Origin of the sequence: Microbacterium sp. NPDC087868, from assembly GCF_044900755.1 — a bacterium.
Lineage (GTDB): Bacteria > Actinomycetota > Actinomycetes > Actinomycetales > Microbacteriaceae > Microbacterium > Microbacterium galbinum.
On the sequence record NZ_JBJDNO010000001.1, the window covers coordinates 692,990 to 712,468 of the forward strand.

The 19,479-nt window shown below is 67.6% G+C and carries 21 protein-coding genes; 3 read left to right on the forward strand and 18 right to left on the reverse strand.

The window, feature by feature from the left end:
* The first annotated feature begins 59 nt into the window (after positions 1-59).
* Complete coding sequence (locus tag ACI2JZ_RS03500; RefSeq protein ID WP_404596521.1) at positions 60-725, forward strand: SIMPL domain-containing protein; 666 nt, start codon at positions 60-62, stop codon at positions 723-725.
* A gap of 15 nt (positions 726-740) precedes the next feature.
* Here the strand turns inward: ACI2JZ_RS03500 and hflX are convergent, their stop codons facing one another.
* Positions 741-2,246 (reverse strand): GTPase HflX, encoded by a 1,506-nt coding sequence (hflX, locus tag ACI2JZ_RS03505; protein ID WP_247622692.1) that lies wholly within the window; start codon positions 2,244-2,246, stop codon positions 741-743.
* A gap of 68 nt (positions 2,247-2,314) precedes the next feature.
* Between hflX and ACI2JZ_RS03510 the strand changes: the two genes are divergently transcribed.
* Entirely contained in the window at positions 2,315-2,956 is a 642-nt protein-coding gene (locus ACI2JZ_RS03510) for a class I SAM-dependent methyltransferase (RefSeq protein ID WP_247622693.1), read from the forward strand.
* A 43-nt stretch (positions 2,957-2,999) separates the two neighbouring features.
* Here the strand turns inward: ACI2JZ_RS03510 and dapF are convergent, their stop codons facing one another.
* The 14 genes from dapF to dapA form a co-directional block, all read right to left on the reverse strand.
* On the reverse strand, positions 3,000-3,872 hold the full coding sequence (dapF, locus tag ACI2JZ_RS03515; RefSeq protein ID WP_404596522.1) for a diaminopimelate epimerase: 873 nt from the start codon (positions 3,870-3,872) through the stop codon (positions 3,000-3,002).
* Positions 3,873-3,894: 22 nt separating this feature from the next.
* Positions 3,895-4,341 carry a GNAT family acetyltransferase gene (locus ACI2JZ_RS03520; RefSeq protein ID WP_404596523.1) on the reverse strand — a complete coding sequence of 149 codons (447 nt, stop codon included), beginning with the start codon at positions 4,339-4,341 and terminating at the stop codon, positions 3,895-3,897.
* Between the two features lie 48 nt (positions 4,342-4,389).
* Positions 4,390-4,917, reverse strand: coding sequence for a dihydrofolate reductase family protein (locus ACI2JZ_RS03525; protein ID WP_404596524.1), 528 nt, complete (start codon positions 4,915-4,917; stop codon positions 4,390-4,392).
* A gap of 32 nt (positions 4,918-4,949) precedes the next feature.
* Positions 4,950-5,888 carry a tRNA (adenosine(37)-N6)-dimethylallyltransferase MiaA gene (miaA, locus tag ACI2JZ_RS03530; protein ID WP_404596525.1) on the reverse strand — a complete coding sequence of 313 codons (939 nt, stop codon included), beginning with the start codon at positions 5,886-5,888 and terminating at the stop codon, positions 4,950-4,952.
* A complete protein-coding gene (gene miaB, locus ACI2JZ_RS03535; protein ID WP_404596526.1) occupies positions 5,885-7,432 on the reverse strand; it encodes a tRNA (N6-isopentenyl adenosine(37)-C2)-methylthiotransferase MiaB in 1,548 nt (515 codons plus the stop codon). The genes miaA and miaB overlap by 4 nt, the downstream gene beginning before the upstream one ends.
* A 47-nt stretch (positions 7,433-7,479) precedes the next feature.
* Positions 7,480-8,034, reverse strand: a complete 555-nt coding sequence (locus ACI2JZ_RS03540; protein WP_404596527.1) for a regulatory protein RecX — start codon at positions 8,032-8,034, stop codon at positions 7,480-7,482.
* A gap of 164 nt (positions 8,035-8,198) precedes the next feature.
* On the reverse strand, positions 8,199-9,248 hold the full coding sequence (recA, locus tag ACI2JZ_RS03545) for a recombinase RecA (protein ID WP_247622700.1): 1,050 nt from the start codon (positions 9,246-9,248) through the stop codon (positions 8,199-8,201).
* A gap of 269 nt (positions 9,249-9,517) precedes the next feature.
* Positions 9,518-9,742, reverse strand: coding sequence for a DUF3046 domain-containing protein (locus ACI2JZ_RS03550; protein WP_247632374.1), 225 nt, complete (start codon positions 9,740-9,742; stop codon positions 9,518-9,520).
* 24 nt (positions 9,743-9,766) lie between these two features.
* The gene (locus tag ACI2JZ_RS03555) at positions 9,767-10,075 is read right to left on the reverse strand and encodes a helix-turn-helix domain-containing protein (protein WP_060925763.1); all 309 of its coding nucleotides are present in this window, start codon (positions 10,073-10,075) and stop codon (positions 9,767-9,769) included.
* A 141-nt stretch (positions 10,076-10,216) separates the two neighbouring features.
* Positions 10,217-10,702 (reverse strand): CinA family protein, encoded by a 486-nt coding sequence (locus ACI2JZ_RS03560; protein ID WP_404596528.1) that lies wholly within the window; start codon positions 10,700-10,702, stop codon positions 10,217-10,219.
* A complete protein-coding gene (pgsA, locus tag ACI2JZ_RS03565) occupies positions 10,699-11,274 on the reverse strand; it encodes a CDP-diacylglycerol--glycerol-3-phosphate 3-phosphatidyltransferase (protein ID WP_247622703.1) in 576 nt (191 codons plus the stop codon). The genes ACI2JZ_RS03560 and pgsA overlap by 4 nt, the downstream gene beginning before the upstream one ends.
* A complete protein-coding gene (locus ACI2JZ_RS03570) occupies positions 11,274-14,039 on the reverse strand; it encodes a DNA translocase FtsK (protein ID WP_404596529.1) in 2,766 nt (921 codons plus the stop codon). The genes pgsA and ACI2JZ_RS03570 overlap by 1 nt, the downstream gene beginning before the upstream one ends.
* Before the next feature lie 67 nt (positions 14,040-14,106).
* Positions 14,107-15,783 carry a ribonuclease J gene (locus ACI2JZ_RS03575; protein ID WP_247622705.1) on the reverse strand — a complete coding sequence of 559 codons (1,677 nt, stop codon included), beginning with the start codon at positions 15,781-15,783 and terminating at the stop codon, positions 14,107-14,109.
* A gap of 53 nt (positions 15,784-15,836) precedes the next feature.
* Positions 15,837-16,814: a 4-hydroxy-tetrahydrodipicolinate synthase gene (gene dapA / locus ACI2JZ_RS03580; RefSeq protein ID WP_247622706.1), complete on the reverse strand. Its 978-nt coding sequence runs from the start codon at positions 16,812-16,814 to the stop codon at positions 15,837-15,839.
* A 62-nt stretch (positions 16,815-16,876) separates the two neighbouring features.
* Between dapA and ACI2JZ_RS03585 the strand changes: the two genes are divergently transcribed.
* Positions 16,877-17,425 carry an NUDIX domain-containing protein gene (locus tag ACI2JZ_RS03585; RefSeq protein WP_247622707.1) on the forward strand — a complete coding sequence of 183 codons (549 nt, stop codon included), beginning with the start codon at positions 16,877-16,879 and terminating at the stop codon, positions 17,423-17,425.
* 9 nt (positions 17,426-17,434) lie between these two features.
* Here ACI2JZ_RS03585 and ACI2JZ_RS03590 read toward each other — a convergent pair whose 3' ends face one another.
* From ACI2JZ_RS03590 to ACI2JZ_RS03600, 3 genes are read right to left on the reverse strand one after another with little or no spacing between them, the layout of a single operon-like run.
* The gene (locus ACI2JZ_RS03590) at positions 17,435-18,196 is read right to left on the reverse strand and encodes an SDR family oxidoreductase (protein ID WP_247632379.1); all 762 of its coding nucleotides are present in this window, start codon (positions 18,194-18,196) and stop codon (positions 17,435-17,437) included.
* A complete protein-coding gene (locus ACI2JZ_RS03595) occupies positions 18,196-18,672 on the reverse strand; it encodes a dihydrofolate reductase (protein ID WP_247956007.1) in 477 nt (158 codons plus the stop codon). The genes ACI2JZ_RS03590 and ACI2JZ_RS03595 overlap by 1 nt, the downstream gene beginning before the upstream one ends.
* Positions 18,669-19,478, reverse strand: coding sequence for a thymidylate synthase (locus ACI2JZ_RS03600; protein WP_247622710.1), 810 nt, complete (start codon positions 19,476-19,478; stop codon positions 18,669-18,671). Before ACI2JZ_RS03600 ends, ACI2JZ_RS03595 begins: the two co-directional genes overlap by 4 nt.
* Between the last annotated feature and the right edge of the window lies 1 nt (position 19,479).

Genomic DNA, 19,479 nt, shown 5'->3' on the forward strand with positions numbered 1-19,479 from the left:
CCCGGCGCTGAGCAGTCGCCGTCATCCGCGCGTCGGGTGCCTGGCGTAGAGTCGGCCCCATGAGCGATGTCACCGTCACCGTCCGCGGCGAGCACGAGGCGCGTGTCGCGCCGGAGCGCGCCACCATCCGCGTCACCGTCCGCTCCGAGGGCCCCGAGCGGGCGGCGGTCGTCGACACGGTCATGCGTCTCGCCGAGCCGCTGCGGGTGAGCATCACCGAGCGCAGCCACGCTCAGACAGTCGTCGACTGGTCGAGCAAGCGCCTCTCGGTGCGCGCCGAACGCCCGTGGAACAACGAGGGCAAGCGACTCGCTCCGGTGTACTACGCGAGCATCGACTTCACAGCGACGTTCACCGAAGCATCCGAGTTGTCGATCTGGGTGTCCGACATCTCCGCCTGGGACGGCGTCGAGGTCGGCTGGGTGAACTGGCACCTCACGCCCGAGACGCGGGCTCGCATCGAGCGCGAGGTCGCCGCCGCGGCCGTCGGTGTCGCCGTCACCCGCGCCGAGGCCTACGCCGGCGCCCTCGGACGCGATTCGGTCACGCCCGTCGAGATCGCCGATGTCGGACTCATCTCGAATCGCGAGGCGCAGCCCGCGGCACCCATGCTGAAGGCGCGCGGGGCGGCTTTCGCGATGGCAGACGCCTCACCCGGAATGGAGTACGAACCGGAGGAGATCGTCGTGTCTGCCACGGTCGAGGGGCGGTTCATCGCCTCCTGACCGCTGCGGTCGGCCTCAGCTCGCGTAGGGCGCGAGATCGGCGGCGAGCCGCTCCGACACCCGAGCGTGCACCGCGGTGCCCTCTTCGCGATGGTCGACGGCCAACAGCATCCCGGTCTCGTGGATCGCGGCGACCAGGTCGCCCCGATCGTACGGAACCACGGCGTGCACTTCGACGGCCGGCTTCGGGAGCGCCTCCTCGATCGCGGCACGAAGCTCGGCGATGCCCTCCCCCGAGCGCGACGACACGAAGTGCGCCTTCGGCTCGAGACCGCGCAGCACGAGTCGCTCGTCGTCATCGATCAGGTCGGCCTTGTTGAACACGACGAGCTCGGGCATGTCGCGCACACCGACGTCGCCCATCACATCGCGAACGGTCTGCAACTGACCGGCCGGATCGGGGTGGGAGCCGTCGACGACGTGGAGCACGACGTCGGCGTCACCGACCTCCTCGAGCGTCGACCGGAAAGCCTCGACGAGCTGATGCGGCAGGTTGCGGACGAACCCGACCGTGTCGGTCAGCGTGAACACGCGTCCGTCAGCGGTCTCGGAGCGACGGACGGTCGCATCCAGCGTCGCGAACAGGGCGTTCTCGACGAGCACGCCGGCGCTCGTCAGAGCGTTGAGCAAGCTCGACTTGCCGGCGTTCGTGTACCCGGCGATCGCCACGGAGGGGATCGTGTTGCGCTTGCGCTCCGCGCGCTTCGCCTCGCGAGCCGGACCGAAGTCGCGGATCTGACGACGCAGAAGCGCCATCTTCGTGCGGATGCGTCGGCGATCGAGCTCGATCTTCGTCTCACCCGGGCCGCGCGAGCCCATTCCGGCGCCCCCGGCTCCGACCTGTCCACCCGCCTGACGGCTCATCGAGTCACCCCAGCCGCGCAGACGCGGCAGGAGGTACTCGAGCTGGGCGAGTTCGACCTGCGCCTTGCCCTCACGACTCTTGGCGTGCTGGCTGAAGATGTCGAGGATCACGGTCGTGCGATCGATGACCTTGACCTTCACGACGTCCTCGAGCGCACGGCGCTGGCTCGGCGCCAGCTCCGTGTCGGCGATGACCGTGTCCGCACCGACAGCGGCCACGATGTCCTTGAGTTCCTGGGCCTTTCCGCGACCGAGGTAGGTGGCGGCGTCAGGGTGGGGCCGACGCTGCAGAACACCATCGAGCACGACGGCGCCCGCGGTCTCGGCAAGGGCCGCGAGTTCGCGGAGGGAGTTCTCGGCGTCGGTCTGCGCCCCCTGCGGGTAGACCCCGACGAGCACGACGTTCTCGAGTCGGAGCTGCCGGTACTCGACCTCGGTGACGTCTTCGAGTTCGGTCGAGAGGCCGCCGACACGACGAAGCGCATGACGATCCTCCAGGTCCCACTGGTCACCGTCCGATGCGGCGTGCGCCGCCGTCGACCGGTCCTGCAGCGCCTGTGCTGCTCCGAACACGCGGACTTCCGAGCGACTCTCGGCGTGAGCGAGCACACGATCGAGTGCATCGCCGTCTTCGTGCTGTGTGGTGGTTTCCGTCATCCGTCCCTGATCTCTTGCTTTCGTTTCGAGCCTTAACCTTAGCCCGCGCTCTCCGGTACGCTCACCGTATGGGGTCCGATCACTACTTCACTGCGGCCCCGGCCAGTCCTGAGAACCTGCGAACGATCCGCGTGACGCTCGCAGGCCGCGAGCTCGAACTCACCACCGCCGGCGGTGTCTTCAGCCCGGATCGCCTGGACGCCGGTACGTCAGTGCTTCTCGCCAACATGCCTCCCGTTCCTCCGGGGGGCAATCTTCTCGACCTCGGCAGCGGCTGGGGTCCCATCACGCTGTCGATGGCACTCGCCGCGCCCCACGCGAAGGTCTGGGCCGTGGATGTGAATGAGCGTGCCCTCGATCTCGTCCGCCGCAATGCGGCGTCTCTCGGGCTCACCAATGTCAACGCCTCGTTGCCCGAGGATGTTCCCGCCGATGTGACCTTCCGGACGATCCGCTCGAACCCGCCGATCCGAGTGGGCAAGAACGTTCTGCACGATCTGCTGGAGAAGTGGATTCCGCGCCTCGACGAGCGCAGCGACGCCTGGCTGGTCGTGCAGCGAAACCTCGGCGCCGACTCCCTCCAGCGCTGGATCGGTTCGACGTTCCACCCCGGCTTCACGGTCTATCGCACCGCGACCAGCAAGGGCTACCGGGTGCTCAAGGTGCGCAAGCACGGGACTCCCCCGACCGAGCCCATCACGATCGCCTGAGGCGTCAGCGACCGCTCGCCGGCCCGCGGGCGGGGCGCTGTGCTCAGGCGAGCTCGATCTCGCCGTGGAAGGCGAGTTGGGCGGGACCGGCGAGAGCGACGTGCTCTCCGTCCTCGGCGGCGAACATCCGCACTCCGAGCGTCCCGCCGGGAACCTCGACGCGCCAGTTGTCGGGCGCCTGCTCCCCCGCCCAGTGACGAACGGCGAGAGCCGTGGCGGCCACGCCCGTTCCACAGCTGAGAGTCTCGCCCACCCCGCGCTCGAACACCCGCATGCGCACATGGCCGATGCCGTCGCGCACCAGGGGTTCGCCCGGCACGACGAACTCCACGTTGGCACCGGCGGGCGGGAGCGGATCGAGGAGGGGAGGTCGGTGGAGGTCGAGAGAAGCCAGTTCCGCCTCGCTCGCGACGGCCACGACGACGTGCGGATTTCCCACGTCGATTCCCAGACCGGGTCGGGTGACCGCGAGCCCGCTGGCGGTCACCAGCGGATCGTCGCCGTCGAGACGCCAGCGGCCGAGGTCGACCTGGTACCCGTTCTCGCTGCGGGTGACGTCGCGCACCCCGGCGCGGGTTCCGATCGGGAGCGTCGACCCCGACTCGATGACGGTGAGGCCCGCCCACAGGAGGTAGTGCGCGAAGACACGGATGCCGTTGCCGCACATTTCGGCGATCGAACCGTCGGCGTTGCGGTAGTCCATGAACCACTCGGCATCCGGCTCCTCGGCCAGCGCTGCAGCACCGTCGGCGATCGCGGCGGAACGGACGACTCGCAGGACACCGTCGGCGCCGATACCGAAGTTACGGTCGCAGAGTGCCGCGACCTGATCGGCGGTGAGGTCGAGAGCACCGTCGGGGTCGGCGATGATGACGAAATCGTTGCCCGTGCCGTGACCCTTGGTGAATGCGACCATGCTCCCAGTCTAGGGATCTCGGCTATGCGTCGGCGATGAGCCGCTTGCCGGTGTTCGCCACCGCGAACCGCTCGTATCCGAGCGCATCGTAGAAGCCCAGCACCCCTTCGTTGCCCTCGCGGACCATGAGCTGCACCTTCGGGCATCCGAGAGCCAGCAGCAGCCGCTCCGCCTCGGCGACCAGTTCACGCGCGATGCCTCGGCCACGGTGGGAAGCCGCTGTGGCGAGGTAGTAGAGCCACCCGCGATGGCCGTCGTACCCGGCCATGACCGAACCGAGGACCGTCACGCCTTCCGGGTCGGTCGCGACGAGGAACAGTTCGGGTTGCACTCGCAGCTTGCGCTCGATGTCGAGGCGGGGATCGTTCCAGGGCCGGGTGAGTCCGGCCTCGGTCCACAGCTCGATGACCGCATCGGTGTCGGCCAGTTCGAATGCCCGCACGTTCCACGCCATGGTGCTCCTGTTCATCGACGCCTCCCGGATCGCGCCGAAGAACGAGCCTATCCGGGGCGGGCGCTACCCGACGACGCGGTAGTGACCGCAGAGGAAGCCGCGGTTACGAGCCACGTCGAGCAGCTCGAACTCCAGGGCGCGGGGAAACAGGGGCGCCCCAGCCCCGAGCGTCACGGGGGCGAACTGGATCCACACCTCGTCGAGCAGACCGGCGTCGGCGAACTGGCCGGCGAGGTCGCCACCACCGACGACCCAGATGTCATCGCCGCCGGCTGCGAGCCGCATCGCCGCGTGCGCGTCGCTGACCTCTCCCTGGACGAAACGCACGTCGGCGCCGGCGGGAACAGCGAGCTCTCGATGCGTGAACACCCAGGTGGGCTGCGTATAGGGCCAGGGTTCCTCGCCCTGCGCGCGCAACAGCCACTCGTAGGTCGATGCGCCCATCGCGAGAGCACCGATCCCCTCGACGAACGCCGGGTAGGCCATGGGACCGTACTGGTCGAAGTCCTGGCTCAGCAGCCACTCGAGGGAGTGATCCGCCGTCGCGATGAAACCGTCGAGGCTCGAGGCCGTGTAGAAATGGGTCGCCATGTGGTCATGATCCCAGCGGCCACCGACATCGGTCAGTCGGCGATCAGCGCCGCGACATCGATCGGATGCTCGACCCATTCGATCGCGGGGTACCTCTTGAACCACGACACCTGTCGCCGCGCGTAACGGCGGGTGAGCGCCTGGGTTTCGGCGATGGCTTCGGCTTGGTCGAGACGACCGTCCAGTTGACCCAGCGCCTGCGCATAACCGATCGCGCGGCTGGCAGTGACGCCTCGTTCGAGTCCCTGAGAGCGGAGCCGCTCCACCTCTCCGAGAAGCCCCTCGGCCCACATCCGCTCCACGCGGGCATCGAGCCGTTCGACGAGTGCGGAGCGTTCGACGTGCACACCGATCACGCGCGTGCTCCGCTGCCAGAGCGTCGGCGTGGTCGGCAGAGCGGCGCCGTGTGTGGTGGCTCCCTGTTCGAGCACTTCCAGCGCACGCACGATGCGGCGGGAGTTCTTCGGATCGATACGCGCCGCCGTCGCAGGGTCCGCTACCTTCAGCCGAGAGAGCAGGGCGTCCGCTCCGTGTTCGGCGAGTTCCGCTTCGAGGCGCACGCGAACGGACTCGTCACGGGGCGGGAACCGGAAGTCGAAGACGACGCTCGAGACGTAGAGTCCCGACCCGCCGACGAGGATCGCGTCTCCACCGCGGCTCTGCACGTCGAGGACGGCGGCCCTCGCCTCGGGCTGGTACCAGGCGACCGCCACCTCCTCGTCGACCTCGCGGACGTCGAAGAGATGGTGCGGAATTCCGCGTCGTTCATCGAGAGGAAGCTTGGCGGTGCCGATGTCCATACCGCGATACAGCTGCATCGCGTCGACGTTGATGATCTCAGCCGGATTTCCGCGTGATCTCAGTCCCTCGGCGATGTTCAGTGCGAGTTCGCTCTTGCCCGTACCGGTGGCACCGACCACCGCCCAGAGACGCGGCGCCGCCTCGGGCGCAGTATCGACGGAGTCGTTCACACTCCGACACGCAGGGTGGGGAGCCCGAGGGAAACGGCACGCGGACCGCCGTCGCCCACCGGAGCGGGGACCGCGCACGACTCGGACTGCGCGCGATCCCAGGCGTCGCCTCCACGCGTGCGGCGGATCTGCAACGGCGCACCGGTCGGCTCATCAGCGAGGAGATGGAACGGCGCCGCGTGGGTGATCGTCACGGTGACGACATCGCCCGGACGGGGCAGGTCGGAGCCCGGTGTGACCTCGAAATGCACGAGACGGTTGTCCCGAGCGCGTCCGGTGAGCCGATGCGTCTCGGCGTCCTTCTTCCCCTCGCCCGTCGAGACGAGAACCTCGACGGACCGACCGACCTGCTTCTGGTTCTCTTCGAGCGAGATCCGCTCCTGCAACGCGAGCAGGCGGTCGTAGCGCTCCTGCACGACGGCCTTGGGAACCTGATCCTCCATCGTCGCGGCAGGGGTGCCCTCCCGGATCGAGTACTGGAACGTGAAGGCGCTGGAGAACCGGGAGAGCTCGACGACGCGCATCGTGTCTTCGAAATCCTCGTCGGTCTCGCCGGGGAAACCGACGATGATGTCGGTCGTGATGGCCGCGTCGGGCATCCGATCGCGCACCCGATCGAGGATGCCGAGGAACTTCTCACTGCGGTAGGAGCGGCGCATGGCTTTGAGGATGCGGTCGCTGCCGGACTGCAACGGCATGTGCAGCTGCGGCATCACGTTGGGCGTCTCGGCCATCGCATCGATCACATCGTCGGTGAACGCGGCGGGATGCGGGCTGGTGAAGCGGATGCGCTCGAGCCCTTCGATCTCGCCGGCAGCACGCAGCAGCTTGCTGAACGCCTGACGATCACCGAACTCGACCCCGTAGGAGTTGACGTTCTGTCCGAGGAGGGTGACCTCGATCGCTCCGTCCTCGACGAGCAGTCGGATCTCGTTGAGGATGTCGCCGGGACGCCGGTCCTTCTCCTTGCCGCGCAGGCTCGGCACGATGCAGAAGGTGCAGGTGTTGTTGCAGCCCACCGAGATCGACACCCAGCCGCTGTGCGCGGCGTCGCGCTTGGTGGGGAGCGTGGAGGGGAACACTTCGAGCGACTCGAGGATCTCGAGTTCGGCATCGCCGTTGTGGCGTGCGCGCTCGAGGAGACGCGGCAGCGAACCCATGTTGTGCGTGCCGAAGACGACATCGACCCACGGAGCCTTGTCGAGCACGGTCTGCTTGTCCATCTGCGCGAGACATCCGCCGACCGCGATCTGCATTCCGTCCTTGCGGCGCTTGACGCCTGCGAGCTGGCCGAGTGTTCCGTAGAGCTTCCCCGCCGCGTTGTCGCGCACCGCGCAGGTGTTGATGATGACGACATCGGCTTCGTCACCGGCCGCGGCGCGAACGTAGCCTGCACTCTCCAGTGAGCCGGAGAGACGCTCGGAATCGTGCACGTTCATCTGGCAGCCGAACGTGCGTACTTCGTAGGATCTCTGACGACCGTCGGCGTCGACGGCTGCCGACGACGAGGTGATGATCGTCGGTTCACTGCGCGGAGTAGTCATGATCTCTCCATTGTACGAGCGGGAGACGGCTCCTCCGGGCTGACGCGTCAGTCCGACTCGACGAAGCGCACGCCAGAGCTCTTCGTCCCGAACGATGCCTCGTTCAACGCCGTCTTCGCCGCGTTCGTCGCGACGGATCCGCCGTACCCACGACGAGCGAGCTGTCCGAGCAGACGCCGGAGAGCGGTGTCGTGGTCGAGGCGGCTGAGCGAGCGGGCCTTGGTGCGAGCGAACTCCAGCGCGCGCTCCGCGTCGTCGTCCGGCAGTTCGTCGAGCGCTGCGGCGATCACGTCGCGCGGGATCCCGCGCTGCGAGAGCGAGCGGGAGATGGCGACGCGACCCTGGCCCTTGCGATCGACCCCCGCGGCCACGAGCATCTGCGCGAGCTCGTGATCATCGAGGTACCGGCGCCGGAGGAAGTCGTCGATGACGTCGTCGATCTGTGTGCCATCGAGCCCGTGAGTCCTCAAGACCTGCCGGGCCTCGGAGACCGACAGCGATCGAGTACGGAGCTTGCGCACCAGACTCTCTTCGGCCGCTTTTCGAACCTCGACCGGGTCCAGCGCATCGTCGCCGGGAATTCGGTCGTCGACGAACGACACGAGTGAGACGGAAGCGGATACTGGAGCGGGTGGCTCCACCGCTGTATCGGGAGTCTTCGCGGTCGCGGTCGGCGGGGTGACGCCCCGCGCTCCGAAAAGAGGGATGACGGGGGCGATCCGCCCGATGTCCTGATGCGGACCGCCCCCGTTCTCACCGTTCATGATCAGGCCGGGCGACGCTCGGCGAGCTCATCTGCCGGAGCCGCGGGAGCAGCCGCGCCACCAATGCCGAGCTTCTGCAGGATCTGCGTCTCGATGGCGAGTGCCACGTCGGTGTTGTTCAGCAGGAACGTACGGGCGTTCTCCTTGCCCTGGCCGAGCTGGTCACCGTCGTAGGTGTACCACGACCCCGACTTCTTGACGATTCCGTGCTCGACACCGAAGTCGATCAGGCTACCCTCGCGCGAGATGCCCACTCCGTAGAGGATGTCGAACTCCGCCTGCTTGAAGGGCGGGGCCATCTTGTTCTTGACGACCTTCACGCGGGTACGGTTACCCACCGCGTCGGTGCCGTCCTTCAGGGTCTCGATACGACGGATATCGAGGCGAACCGATGCATAGAACTTGAGCGCCTTACCACCGGCGGTCGTTTCGGGAGAGCCGAAGAACACACCGATCTTCTCGCGCAGCTGGTTGATGAAGATCATCGTGGTGTTGGTCTGGTTAAGACCACCGGTGAGCTTGCGAAGCGCCTGCGACATCAGTCGCGCCTGCAGACCCACGTGCGAGTCGCCCATCTCACCTTCGATCTCGGCGCGGGGCACGAGCGCTGCCACGGAGTCGATGACGATCAGATCGATGGCACCGGAGCGCACGAGCATGTCGGCGATCTCGAGCGCCTGCTCACCCGTGTCGGGCTGCGAGACGAGCAGGGCGTCGATGTCGACGCCGAGCTTGGCGGCGTAATCGGGGTCGAGCGCGTGCTCGGCATCGATGAACGCCGCGATACCACCGGCGCGCTGGGCGTTGGCGATCGCGTGCAGCGTGAGCGTGGTCTTACCCGAGGACTCCGGGCCGTAGATCTCGACGATGCGGCCACGCGGGAGGCCTCCGACGCCGAGAGCGACGTCGAGGGCGATGGAGCCGGTGGGGATGACTGCGACGGGTGCGCGCTCGTCGCTGCCCAGCCGCATGACCGAGCCCTTTCCGAACTGGCGGTCGATCTGGGCGAGTGCGGTCTCGAGGGACTTCTCGCGGTCGGCGGGAGATGGCATGTCGTGCTCCTTCTGCTTCGCGTGGTGCCGCCTGTAGGCTGTCGCGGCGCTTCCGGCTGGAAGCAACTCTCCGACAAGGCGTATGGCTCGGTGGCCATGTCTTCACCGTACGAGGAGCCTCCGACATTGCGTCGTCGAGTCACACGAACAGTGGAGAACACGAACGTCTGAACCACTGTGCAGAAGACTACGCCCGCTTCGAACGAATATTCGACGACACGCCGCATCCCGGCATCCGATCTCGACATCGATCGAACGCATGCGCGAACTCAGCGCCGACGCGGCTCCAGCCGGCCGGCACCGTGCCGTCGGTTCTCGGGCACTTCCATCTCGTCGCAGAGCGCGAACCAGATCTCTCGCGGGGGTATCCCCGCAGCCAGAGCCTCTTTCGCCGTGCGACCGGCGAGCGGGGTCAGCACCAGATCGTTCAACACCGACGACGTGCGGCCGGGGAACTCGTCCTCGACGGCACGCAGGAACTCACTTCGACGCATCGCGCAACGACGGGGTGCGTGGGATCAGTGGAGCGAGAGCTCGGGCTCGATCGAGGCGACCAGATCGTCGGGAACGACGTCGGGGAACACCTGGATGCCCTCGAGCACGGAGATGCGATCTCCGACCTCGCGCATGATGGTGGAGATGGGGACGTCGAGCGCATCGGCGACGGAGGCGAGGATCTCGCTCGACGCTTCCTTCTGACCGCGCTCCACTTCGCTCAGATAGCCGAGCGCCACGGAAGCCTTGCTCGCGACCTGCCGAAGGGTGCGCCCCTTCTGCAGACGGAAGTCCCTCAGCACATCGCCGATTTCCTGTCGTACAAGAATCATCGGAACCTCCTCCCCAATCGGTTTCTCGGAGTCTCCCCCGAAGTGATGGCCAGTATAACCTCGCCGACCTTCATAAAATCTACAACTGCACTCTGTGGTTTGAGTGTGAGCACGAAATCAATAACCTCGTCGCGACGGCGACTATTCCCGGCACAGCTCTCGGAGCATCTCGAGGGCGGCTCGAACGGACGCCGACCGAATCCGATTCCGGTCACCGGGGAAGAGGAACGATTGCGCCTCGATGCGCTCCGGCGTGGCGACGGCGATGTGCACGGTTCCGACCGGTTGCCCGTCGGGCGAGACGGGGCCGGCGATTCCCGTCGTCGCGACGCCGACCGCCGCGTCGATGCCGTCCACGCTCACGGCGTGCCGGACACCACGTGCCATCTGCCGCGCGACCTCAACATGCACCGGGCCCTCGCGATCGAGAAGCGGCTCGTCCACGCCGAGCAGCGTGTGCTTGACCGGCGTCGCGTACGCCACCACTCCGCCGAGGACCACGGAGGACGCACCCGGCACGCCGACGAGTTCGGCGATCACCGCCCCGCCCGTGAGCGATTCCGCCACGCCGAGTGTCCAGCCGCGACGCCCGAGCGTCTCGATCACGGATGCCGCGAGATCGGTCATCGACTCCGACGCGCCCCGCGCACCTGGGCGACGACGTAGTCGATCCCGCTCCAGATGGTCAGCACCAGCACCACGAGCATGAGCACGAAGGTGATGAGGGTCCAGGCGGGAAGGCCGATCACCACGTGCAGAGGCATCAGCGCCCAGGCGAGAGCGACACCCTGTACAGCGGTCTTGACCTTGCCCATCCATGCCGCGGCGACGACGTGCTCGTTGACGATCATCAGGCGATGGATCGTGATGCCCCACTCGCGAACGAGGATGATCGCGACGATCCACCAGGACACCTCGCCGAGGATCGCGAGTCCGATGAAACCCGCGCCCGTCAACAGCTTGTCGGCGATCGGATCCCAGAGCTTGCCGAAATCGCTGACGATCTCGTAGCGGCGGGCGAGGTAGCCGTCGACCCAGTCGGTCGAGATGGCGAAGATGAACAGGATGGCCGCAGTCCAGCGCAGCGCGAGATCGGGAACCCCGTAGGTACCCCCGAGCAGGAGCAGTACGAAGAACACCACCGCGAGCGGGATGCGCGCGATGGTGATCGCGTTGGGCAGCTGCCGAGGAATCGCCATCAGTCGCGTCCCGTCAGGCCCCAGGCGTCTTCATCGCCCTCGGCCTCGACGACGGGAAGACCCTCGAACTGCGCGTCGAGAGGATCGGAGGCCATCGCCGCCGCCGGTGCCGGGGCGGGAGCCGCCGGCGCCGCGTTGGGCGTCGCGGGAACGTCCTCACCGCGCAGCTTCGCCATCACTCCCCCGAGCTGCTCCGCCGTGACGAGCACGTCACGAGCCTTGGAACCCTCGGACGGGCCGACGATCTCGCGCGACTCGAGCAGATCCATCAGGCGTCCGGCCTTGGCGAAGCCGACGCGGAGCTTGCGCTGCAGCATCGAGGTCGAACCGAACTGCGAGGAGACGACCAGCTCGGCGGCGGCCAACAGCAGCTCGAGGTCGTCGCCGATGTCTTCGTCGACCTCCTTCTTGCGCGGCTCCAGTGCCTCCTGGACGTCGTTGCGGTACTCGGGCCGTGCCTGACGCGTCACATGCTTGACGACGGCGTCGATCTCCTTCTCATCGACCCACGCTCCCTGCAGACGGAACGGCTTCGAGGACCCCATCGGCGAGAACAGCGCGTCACCCTGACCGATGAGCTTGTCGGCACCGGGGCTGTCGAGGATGACGCGGCTGTCGGTGACGCTCGTCACCGCGAACGCGAGGCGCGACGGCACGTTGGCCTTGATCAGACCGGTCACGACGTCGACGCTCGGGCGCTGGGTCGCGAGCACCAGGTGGATACCGGATGCGCGCGCGAGCTGGGTGATGCGCACGATCGAGTCCTCGACGTCGCGCGGGGCGACCATCATGAGGTCGGCGAGCTCATCGACCACGACGAGGAGGTACGGATACGGCTTGAGCACGCGCTCGCTGCCGACGGGTACCTCGACCTCGCCGGCGCGCACCGCGCGGTTGAAGTCGTCGATGTGACGGAATCCGAACGACGCGAGGTCGTCGTACCGCATGTCCATCTCCTTGACGACCCACTGCAGCGCTTCGGCCGCCTTCTTCGGGTTGGTGATGATCGGAGTGATCAGGTGCGGCACACCCGCGTAGCTGGTGAGCTCGACGCGCTTCGGGTCGATCAGCACCATGCGCACGTCCGCCGGGCGCGCACGCATCAGCAGGCTCGTGATCATCGAGTTCACGAAGCTGGACTTTCCGGAACCGGTGGAACCGGCGACCAGGAGGTGGGGCATCTTCGCCAGGTTCGCGATGACGATGTTGCCGCCGACGTCCTTGCCCACGCCGATCGTCATCGGGTGCGTGCTCTTCTGCGCGGCCGGTGAACGGAGCACGTCGCCGAGCGCGACCATCTCCTTGTCGGCGTTCGGGATCTCGATACCGATCGCACTCTTACCGGGGATCGGCGAAAGGATGCGCACGTCGTTCGAGGCGACGGCGTAGGCGAAGTTGTTGCTCAGCTGCAGGATCTTCTCGACCTTGACGCCGTGGCCCACCTCGACCTCGTACTGCGTCACCGTCGGTCCGCGCGAGAAGCCGGTGACCTTCGCGTCGACCTTGAACTGCGTGAGCACGCTGGTGATCTGTTCGATCACCTTGTCGGTCGCCTCGGAGCGCATGACCGGGGGCGGCCCCTCGACCAGGAGGCCCGGCGACGGGAGGATGTACGGCGCGACCGGCGCCTGGGGGCCGCGGTCTCCCGGGCCCTCGGTCCCGAAGCCGTCGAGGCCCGGGAGCTCGGGCACCTCACCGGTGTCGGAATCGTCGTCGAGGAGGGCCGTCGTCTGCTGCTCGGCGAGGGAATCGGCGACGGAGCGCACGTCGGACAGAACCTCGGTGGCGGAGTCGTACGGGTTCTCGACGACGACGGCCTGGTCGTATGCCGGGGTCGGCTCCGCCGTCGAGAGGAGCGCAGTGATGTCGTCGGAGCCGAGGGTGCCCTCGTCGGGGTCCTCCTCACGGCCGCTCTTGTTGCGCCGCCACCACGGCAGGACGTTCTCGTCGTCGGTCTTGTCGGCATCGTCGATCTCGGGCGCTTCGGCCGCCGGCTGAGGACGCTCGGCGTCGAACATCCAGGCGTAGAGGTCGCCGAGGCGTCGCCCGATGCGGTTGGGCGGCGTCTTGGTGAGGATCAAGATGCTCAGCACGATGATGAGCCCGAGCACGACGTACGCCACGGCGGGATGCACCAGCGCGAGCGGCTCACCGACGAGCCAGCCGAAGACTCCCCCCGCCTCGCTGATGGCGGCCATTCCCATGTTCGGGTGCGCGCGCGCGGCGGTTCCCGCGCCGTCCGGAGCACCGGCGGCGACATGGCTGATGCCCGCGAGGGCGAGCACGAAGAGACCGAATCCGATGCCGATGCGACCGTTGTCGTGGACCGACGAAGGATGGCGGAACAGCCAACCGGCGAGCAGGAGCAGGAGCACCGGCATGAAGAAGGCGATCCGCCCGACGAGCATCCCCACCGAGTACGCACTGATGTTCGCGGCGACCTCGTTGCCGATGAAGAACCACTCGTTCACCGCACCGAGGATCGCCAGCAGCACCAGCAGGAACGGGAAGCCGTCACGACGGTCGTCCTTCTCCAGCGTCTCCGGGCCGAAGGCGCGGAAGAGCCCGCCCACGCCGTGTGCGAGCCCCGTCCACGCCCGGACCGCCACCGGCGGCTTGTCGAGCTCGTCGATGTACTTCTTCGGGACGGGCTTCTTCGCTGCCGGATTCTTGGGCGCAGGCGAGGCTTGGGGAGCCGCCCGCCGCGAGGGGCGGGACGGCGCGCTCCCGGACGCGCGCTCGGACTTGGTCGTACTCCTGGCCATGCCCTCACGTTACGGCCCACGGCCGACATTCCCGCGTATCGACGCGGCTTTCAGCCGATCCCGCTGATCACGCCTCGATCACGAGAGGGACGATCATCGGACGGCGGCGCAGACGCTGGTTGACCCACCGGCCGATCGTGCGACGCACGACCTGCGAGAGTGCGTGGGTGTCGCGCACGCCGTTGCCGGAGGCCTCCTTGAGCGCAGCGACGATCTTCGGCGTCACGTCGTCGAAGACCGAGTCGTCCTCGGCGACACCGCGCGCGTGGATCTCCGGCCCGGAGATGATGCGTCCGGTCGCGGCATCCACCACAACGATGACCGAGATGAAGCCCTCCTCGCCCAGGATCCGACGGTCCTTGAGATCGGCATCCGTGATCTCGCCGACCGTCGAGCCGTCGACGTACACGAAGCCGAGGTCGAGCTGTCCGACGACCGACGCCACGCCGTCGCGCAGGTCGATGACGGTGCCGTTGGAGGCGATGATCGTGCGCTCCTCGGCGATCCCCGTGTCCTGCGCCAGCTTGGCGTTCGCGATGAGGTGACGGTACTCGCCGTGCACCGGCAGCACGTTCTTGGGCTTGAGGATGTTGTAGCAGTAGAGCAGCTCCCCCGCCGCGGCGTGTCCCGAGACGTGCACGCGGGCGTTCGCCTTGTGCACGACGTTCGCACCGAGCTTGGTGAGGCCGTCGATCACGCGGTAGACGGCGTTCTCGTTGCCCGGGATGAGGCTCGAGGCGAGGATGACGGTGTCGCCTTCGCTGACCTCGATCGCGTGATCCATGTTCGCCATGCGGCTGAGCACCGCCATCGGCTCGCCCTGCGAACCGGTCGACATGTAGACGATCTGCTCGTCGGGGAGGTCGCGCGCCTTCTTGAAGTCGATGAGCACACCGGCCGGCACCTTCAGGTACCCGAGCTGCTCGGCGATGGTCATGTTGCGCACCATGCTGCGGCCGAGGAACGCCACGCGCCGCCCATGGGCGTGGGCCGCGTCGATGACCTGCTGCACGCGATGCACGTGGCTCGAGAAGCTCGCCACGATCACCCGTCGCGGAGCCTTGCCGATCACCTGGTCGAGCACCGGGCCGATCGAACGCTCGGTCGGGGTGAAGCCGGGCACATCCGCATTGGTCGAGTCCACCAGGAAGAGGTCGACTCCCTCCTCCCCCAGACGCGAGAACGCGCGGAGATCGGTGATGCGTCCGTCGAGCGGGAGCTGGTCCATCTTGAAGTCACCGGTGGCGAGCACCATGCCCGCCGGCGTGCGGATGGCGACGGCCAGAGCATCGGGGATGGAGTGGTTCACGGCCACGAACTCGAGATCGAAGGGGCCGACCTTCTCCTGCTGACCTTCCTTGACCGTCAGCGTGAACGCCTTGATGCGGTGTTCCTTGAGCTTCGCCTCGACGAGCGCCAGGGTCAGACCCGACCCGATCAGAGGGATGTCGCCCTTGAGGCGCAGGAGGTACGGAACCGCGCCGATGTGATCTTCGTGCCCGTGCGTGAGCACGACGCCGACGATGTCGTCGAGGCGGTCGCGGATCGGTTCGAAGTCCGGGAGGATCAGATCGACGCCGGGCTGGTGCTCCTCCGGGAAGAGCACACCGCAGTCGACGATCAGGATCTTGCCGTCGTACTCGAACATCGTCATGTTCCGACCGATCTCGCCGAGACCGCCGATCGGGATGACCCGCAGCGTTCCTTCGTCGAGAGCGGACGGTTCGGCCAGGGGAATGGACATGCTGTCTCCTCAGTCGGACACTCGGCGCGTCCGTTCGTTCATGGCGACGCGACTCAGCGCGTCGTGCCGTGCACCTTGGGCAGGGCACCACCGGCGGCCGCGTTGCGGTCGGGGCGGAAGTTCGAGAAATCGGCGCCCGGGACGCCGGCGACGAGATCGAGCTCGTCTTCGATGAGTGCGGCCTCCCACTCTTCCGGCCCGACGAGCGGAAGACGCACGCGCGGGCTGGAGATCCGGCCGAGGCCGTGGAGGATGTACTTGGCGGCGACCGTTCCGGGAACGTGGGTCATCACGGCGCGCACGAGAGGCTCGAGACGCTTGTGCTCGGCGGTCGCGGTGGCGAGATCGCCCCGGTTCACGGCGTCGACGATCGTGCGGTACGGAGTCGCGGTGATGTTCGCGGTCACACCGATCAGGCCCGTCGCGCCGATGGCGAGATGCGGGAGTACGTTCGCGTCGTCACCCGAGAAGTACATGAGATCGGTCTGGTTGAGCACTCGGCTCACCTCGGAGAAGTCGCCCTTGGCGTCCTTCACCGCGAGGATGTTCGGGTGCTTCGCCAGGCGGAGGATGGTCTCGTACTTGATCGGCACACCGGTGCGCCCGGGGATGTCGTACAGGATCACCGGCAGGTCGGTGGCATCGGCCACCAGACGGAAGTGCGTGAGGATGCCGGCCTGAGTCGGCTTGTTGTAGTACGGCGTGACGATCATGATGCCGTCGGCGCCGGCCTTCTCGCTCGCCTTGTACAGCTCGATCGCGTGGGCGGTCTCGTTCGACCCGCCCCCAGTGATGATCTTGGCGCGACCGGCCGAGACGGACTTGCCGATCTCGACGAGCTTGAGCTTCTCGGGGTCCGTCAGGGTCGAGGTCTCGCCGGTCGTTCCCGTCACGACGACACCGTCAGCACCGGCGGTGATGACGTCATCGATGTGCTTCTCGACGGCGGGCCAGTCGACTTCGCCGTCGGCCGTCATCGGAGTGACGAGCGCGACGAGAACCTGTCCGAAAGGGTTGCCCGAGTGCGTCATGCAACCAGAGTATCGTCTCGGCCCGACCTCACGAGGACGCGGCCGCGAACTAGGCTCGTGGCATGGCATGGGTCACGCACGAGTCCGACACCGTCTACGCCAACCGCTGGATCGAGGTACGCGAGGACAAGGTCACCGGCCCCGGCGGGGACGACGGCATCTACGGGGTCGTGCGGATGCAGCATCCCGCCGTCTTCGTGGTCGCGCTCGACGACGAGGAGCGCGTCTGTCTCGTCACCCTCGAGCGCTACACGACGGGGATCTCCGTCGAGGTGCCCGCCGGCGGCAGCGACGGCGAGGATCCGCTCGTCGCCGCGCGACGCGAACTCCTCGAGGAGACCGGGTTCACGGCATCCGAATGGCACGAGCTCGGCATCATGAACGCGCTCAACGGCGTCGCGGATGCTCCGGAGCACGTCTTCCTGGCCCGTGGACTGACCGCGTCCGACCCGGCGACGGCCGCGGAGAGTCAGCGCGAGGAGGGCATCGACCAGGTCTCCTGGGTGCCGTTCGCCGATGCGCTCGCGATGATCGCCGAGGGACGCATCAGGGACGGCGAGACGATCGGTGCCCTCGCCCTCGCCGGTATCCGCCTGGGACGATTCCGCTGAGCCGGATCGTCAGACCCGTCCGCGCCGAGCTATCCCTGCCGTGACCGACCGCGGAAGCAGACCCGCCACGGCCACGATCACCTTGTACCGCAGCGACGGCACCGACACGGACTTCCCGCGCGCGGCGTCTCGCAGTCCCTCGCGCACCACGTCGCGCGCGTCGAGCCACATGATCGCCGGAACGCCCTCGTGCCCCGGAGCCAGGCCCATCCGCTCGTGGAAGCTCGTGTGGGTGAACCCGGGGCACAGCGCGGTCACGCTGACCCCGTCCCGTGCGTATTCGGCGTTGGCCCACCGGCTGAACTGGATCAGCCACGCCTTGCAGGCGGAATAGGTCGAACGCGAGATGAATCCGGCCACCGAGGCCACGTTGATGATGCGCCCTCCCCGACCGCGCATGGTCTGCAGCGCGGCGTGCATGAGGCGCATCGAGGCTTCGACGTGCACCCGCAGGTGACGCACCTCGTCGGCGATGTCGTTGTCGGCGAACTGCAGGGGCAAGCCGAACCCGGCGTTGTTGACGAGCAGGTCGATCGGGTCGTCCGCGCGCTCGAGTCGCTGCTCGACCCGCTCGACGCCCTCCTCGATCGCGAGATCGGCCGGAAGCACCTCGACGGCGACACCGAACTCGCTGCGCAGCTCGGCCGCGAACGACGACAGGGCCTCCTCCGACCGCGCGACCAGCACGAGGTCGGCGCGGCGCCGCGCGAGCTGACGTGCGAACTCGGCCCCGAGGCCGGCGCTCGCTCCCGTGATCAGCGCGGTGGGCATCAGCGCTCGTATCCGAGGAAGCGGTAGCGCACGCCGGTGCGGGAGGTGAGCCACTCCCCCTCGTCGACCAGGCGCCATCCGGTCTTCGCGGGCGCGTAAGCATCGCCGTCGACGTCGAGGTCGAGCTCGGTGACCTCGAGCCGATCGGCGTCGCCGATCACCTGCCGGAAGATCTCGGCTCCCCCGATGATCCAGACCCGGTCCTGGCCGCGCACCGCCTCGGCGACGGTCGCCGCGCGGCGTGCCCCTTCGGCGCTCCAGTCCTGCTGGCGGGTGATGACGATGTTCTCCCGGCCGGCCAGCGGGCGGAACCGCTCGGGCAGCGAGTCCCACGTCTTGCGCCCCATCACGACGGGGGCACCCAGCGTGACCTCCTTGAAGTGCGCCAGGTCCTCGGGAACGTGCCACGGCATGCCACCTTCGGCGCCGATGACGCCACCGGCCGCCTCCGCCCAGATCAGGCCGACCCAGGTCATACCGCGACCGCCGCGCGGATCGGAGCGTGGTGCTGGTAGTCCTCGACGACGAAGTCCTCGAACGTGTAGTCGAAGATCGATTCGGGCGTGCGCGCGAAGCGCAGCGTCGGATACGGGTACGGGTCGCGGGTGAGCTGCTCGGTGACCTGCTCGATGTGATTGTCGTAGATGTGGCAGTCGCCGCCCGTCCACACGAAGTCGCCGGGCTCGAGACCGACCTGCTGGGCGATCATCAGGGTGAGGAGCGCGTAGGACGCGATGTTGAACGGGACGCCGAGGAACATATCGGCACTGCGCTGGTAGAGCTGGCAGGACAACTTTCCGTCGGCGACGTAGAACTGGAAGAGCGCGTGGCAGGGCGCGAGGGCCATGTCGGGGATGTCGGCGGGGTTCCAGGCCGACACGATCAGGCGACGGGAATCCGGCGAGCGGCGGATCTGCTCGATGACCTCCGCCAGCTGATCGATGCTCTCCCCCGCCGGTGTCGGCCACGAACGCCACTGCACGCCGTAGACGGGACCGAGTTCCCCGGCGTCGTCCGCCCACTCGTCCCAGATCGTCACGCCGTTCTCCTGCAGCCATCGCACGTTCGACTCGCCGCGCAGGAACCACAGCAGCTCGTAGGCGATCGACTTGAAGTGCACACGCTTGGTGGTGATCAGCGGGAAACCCTGCGACAGGTCGAAGCGGATCTGCCGTCCGAACACGCTCGTCGTCCCGGTACCGGTGCGATCGGACTTGTGCGTTCCGTTCTCGAGGACGTCGCGGAGGAGGTCTTCGTACGGCGTCGGGACGGCTGCGCTCATG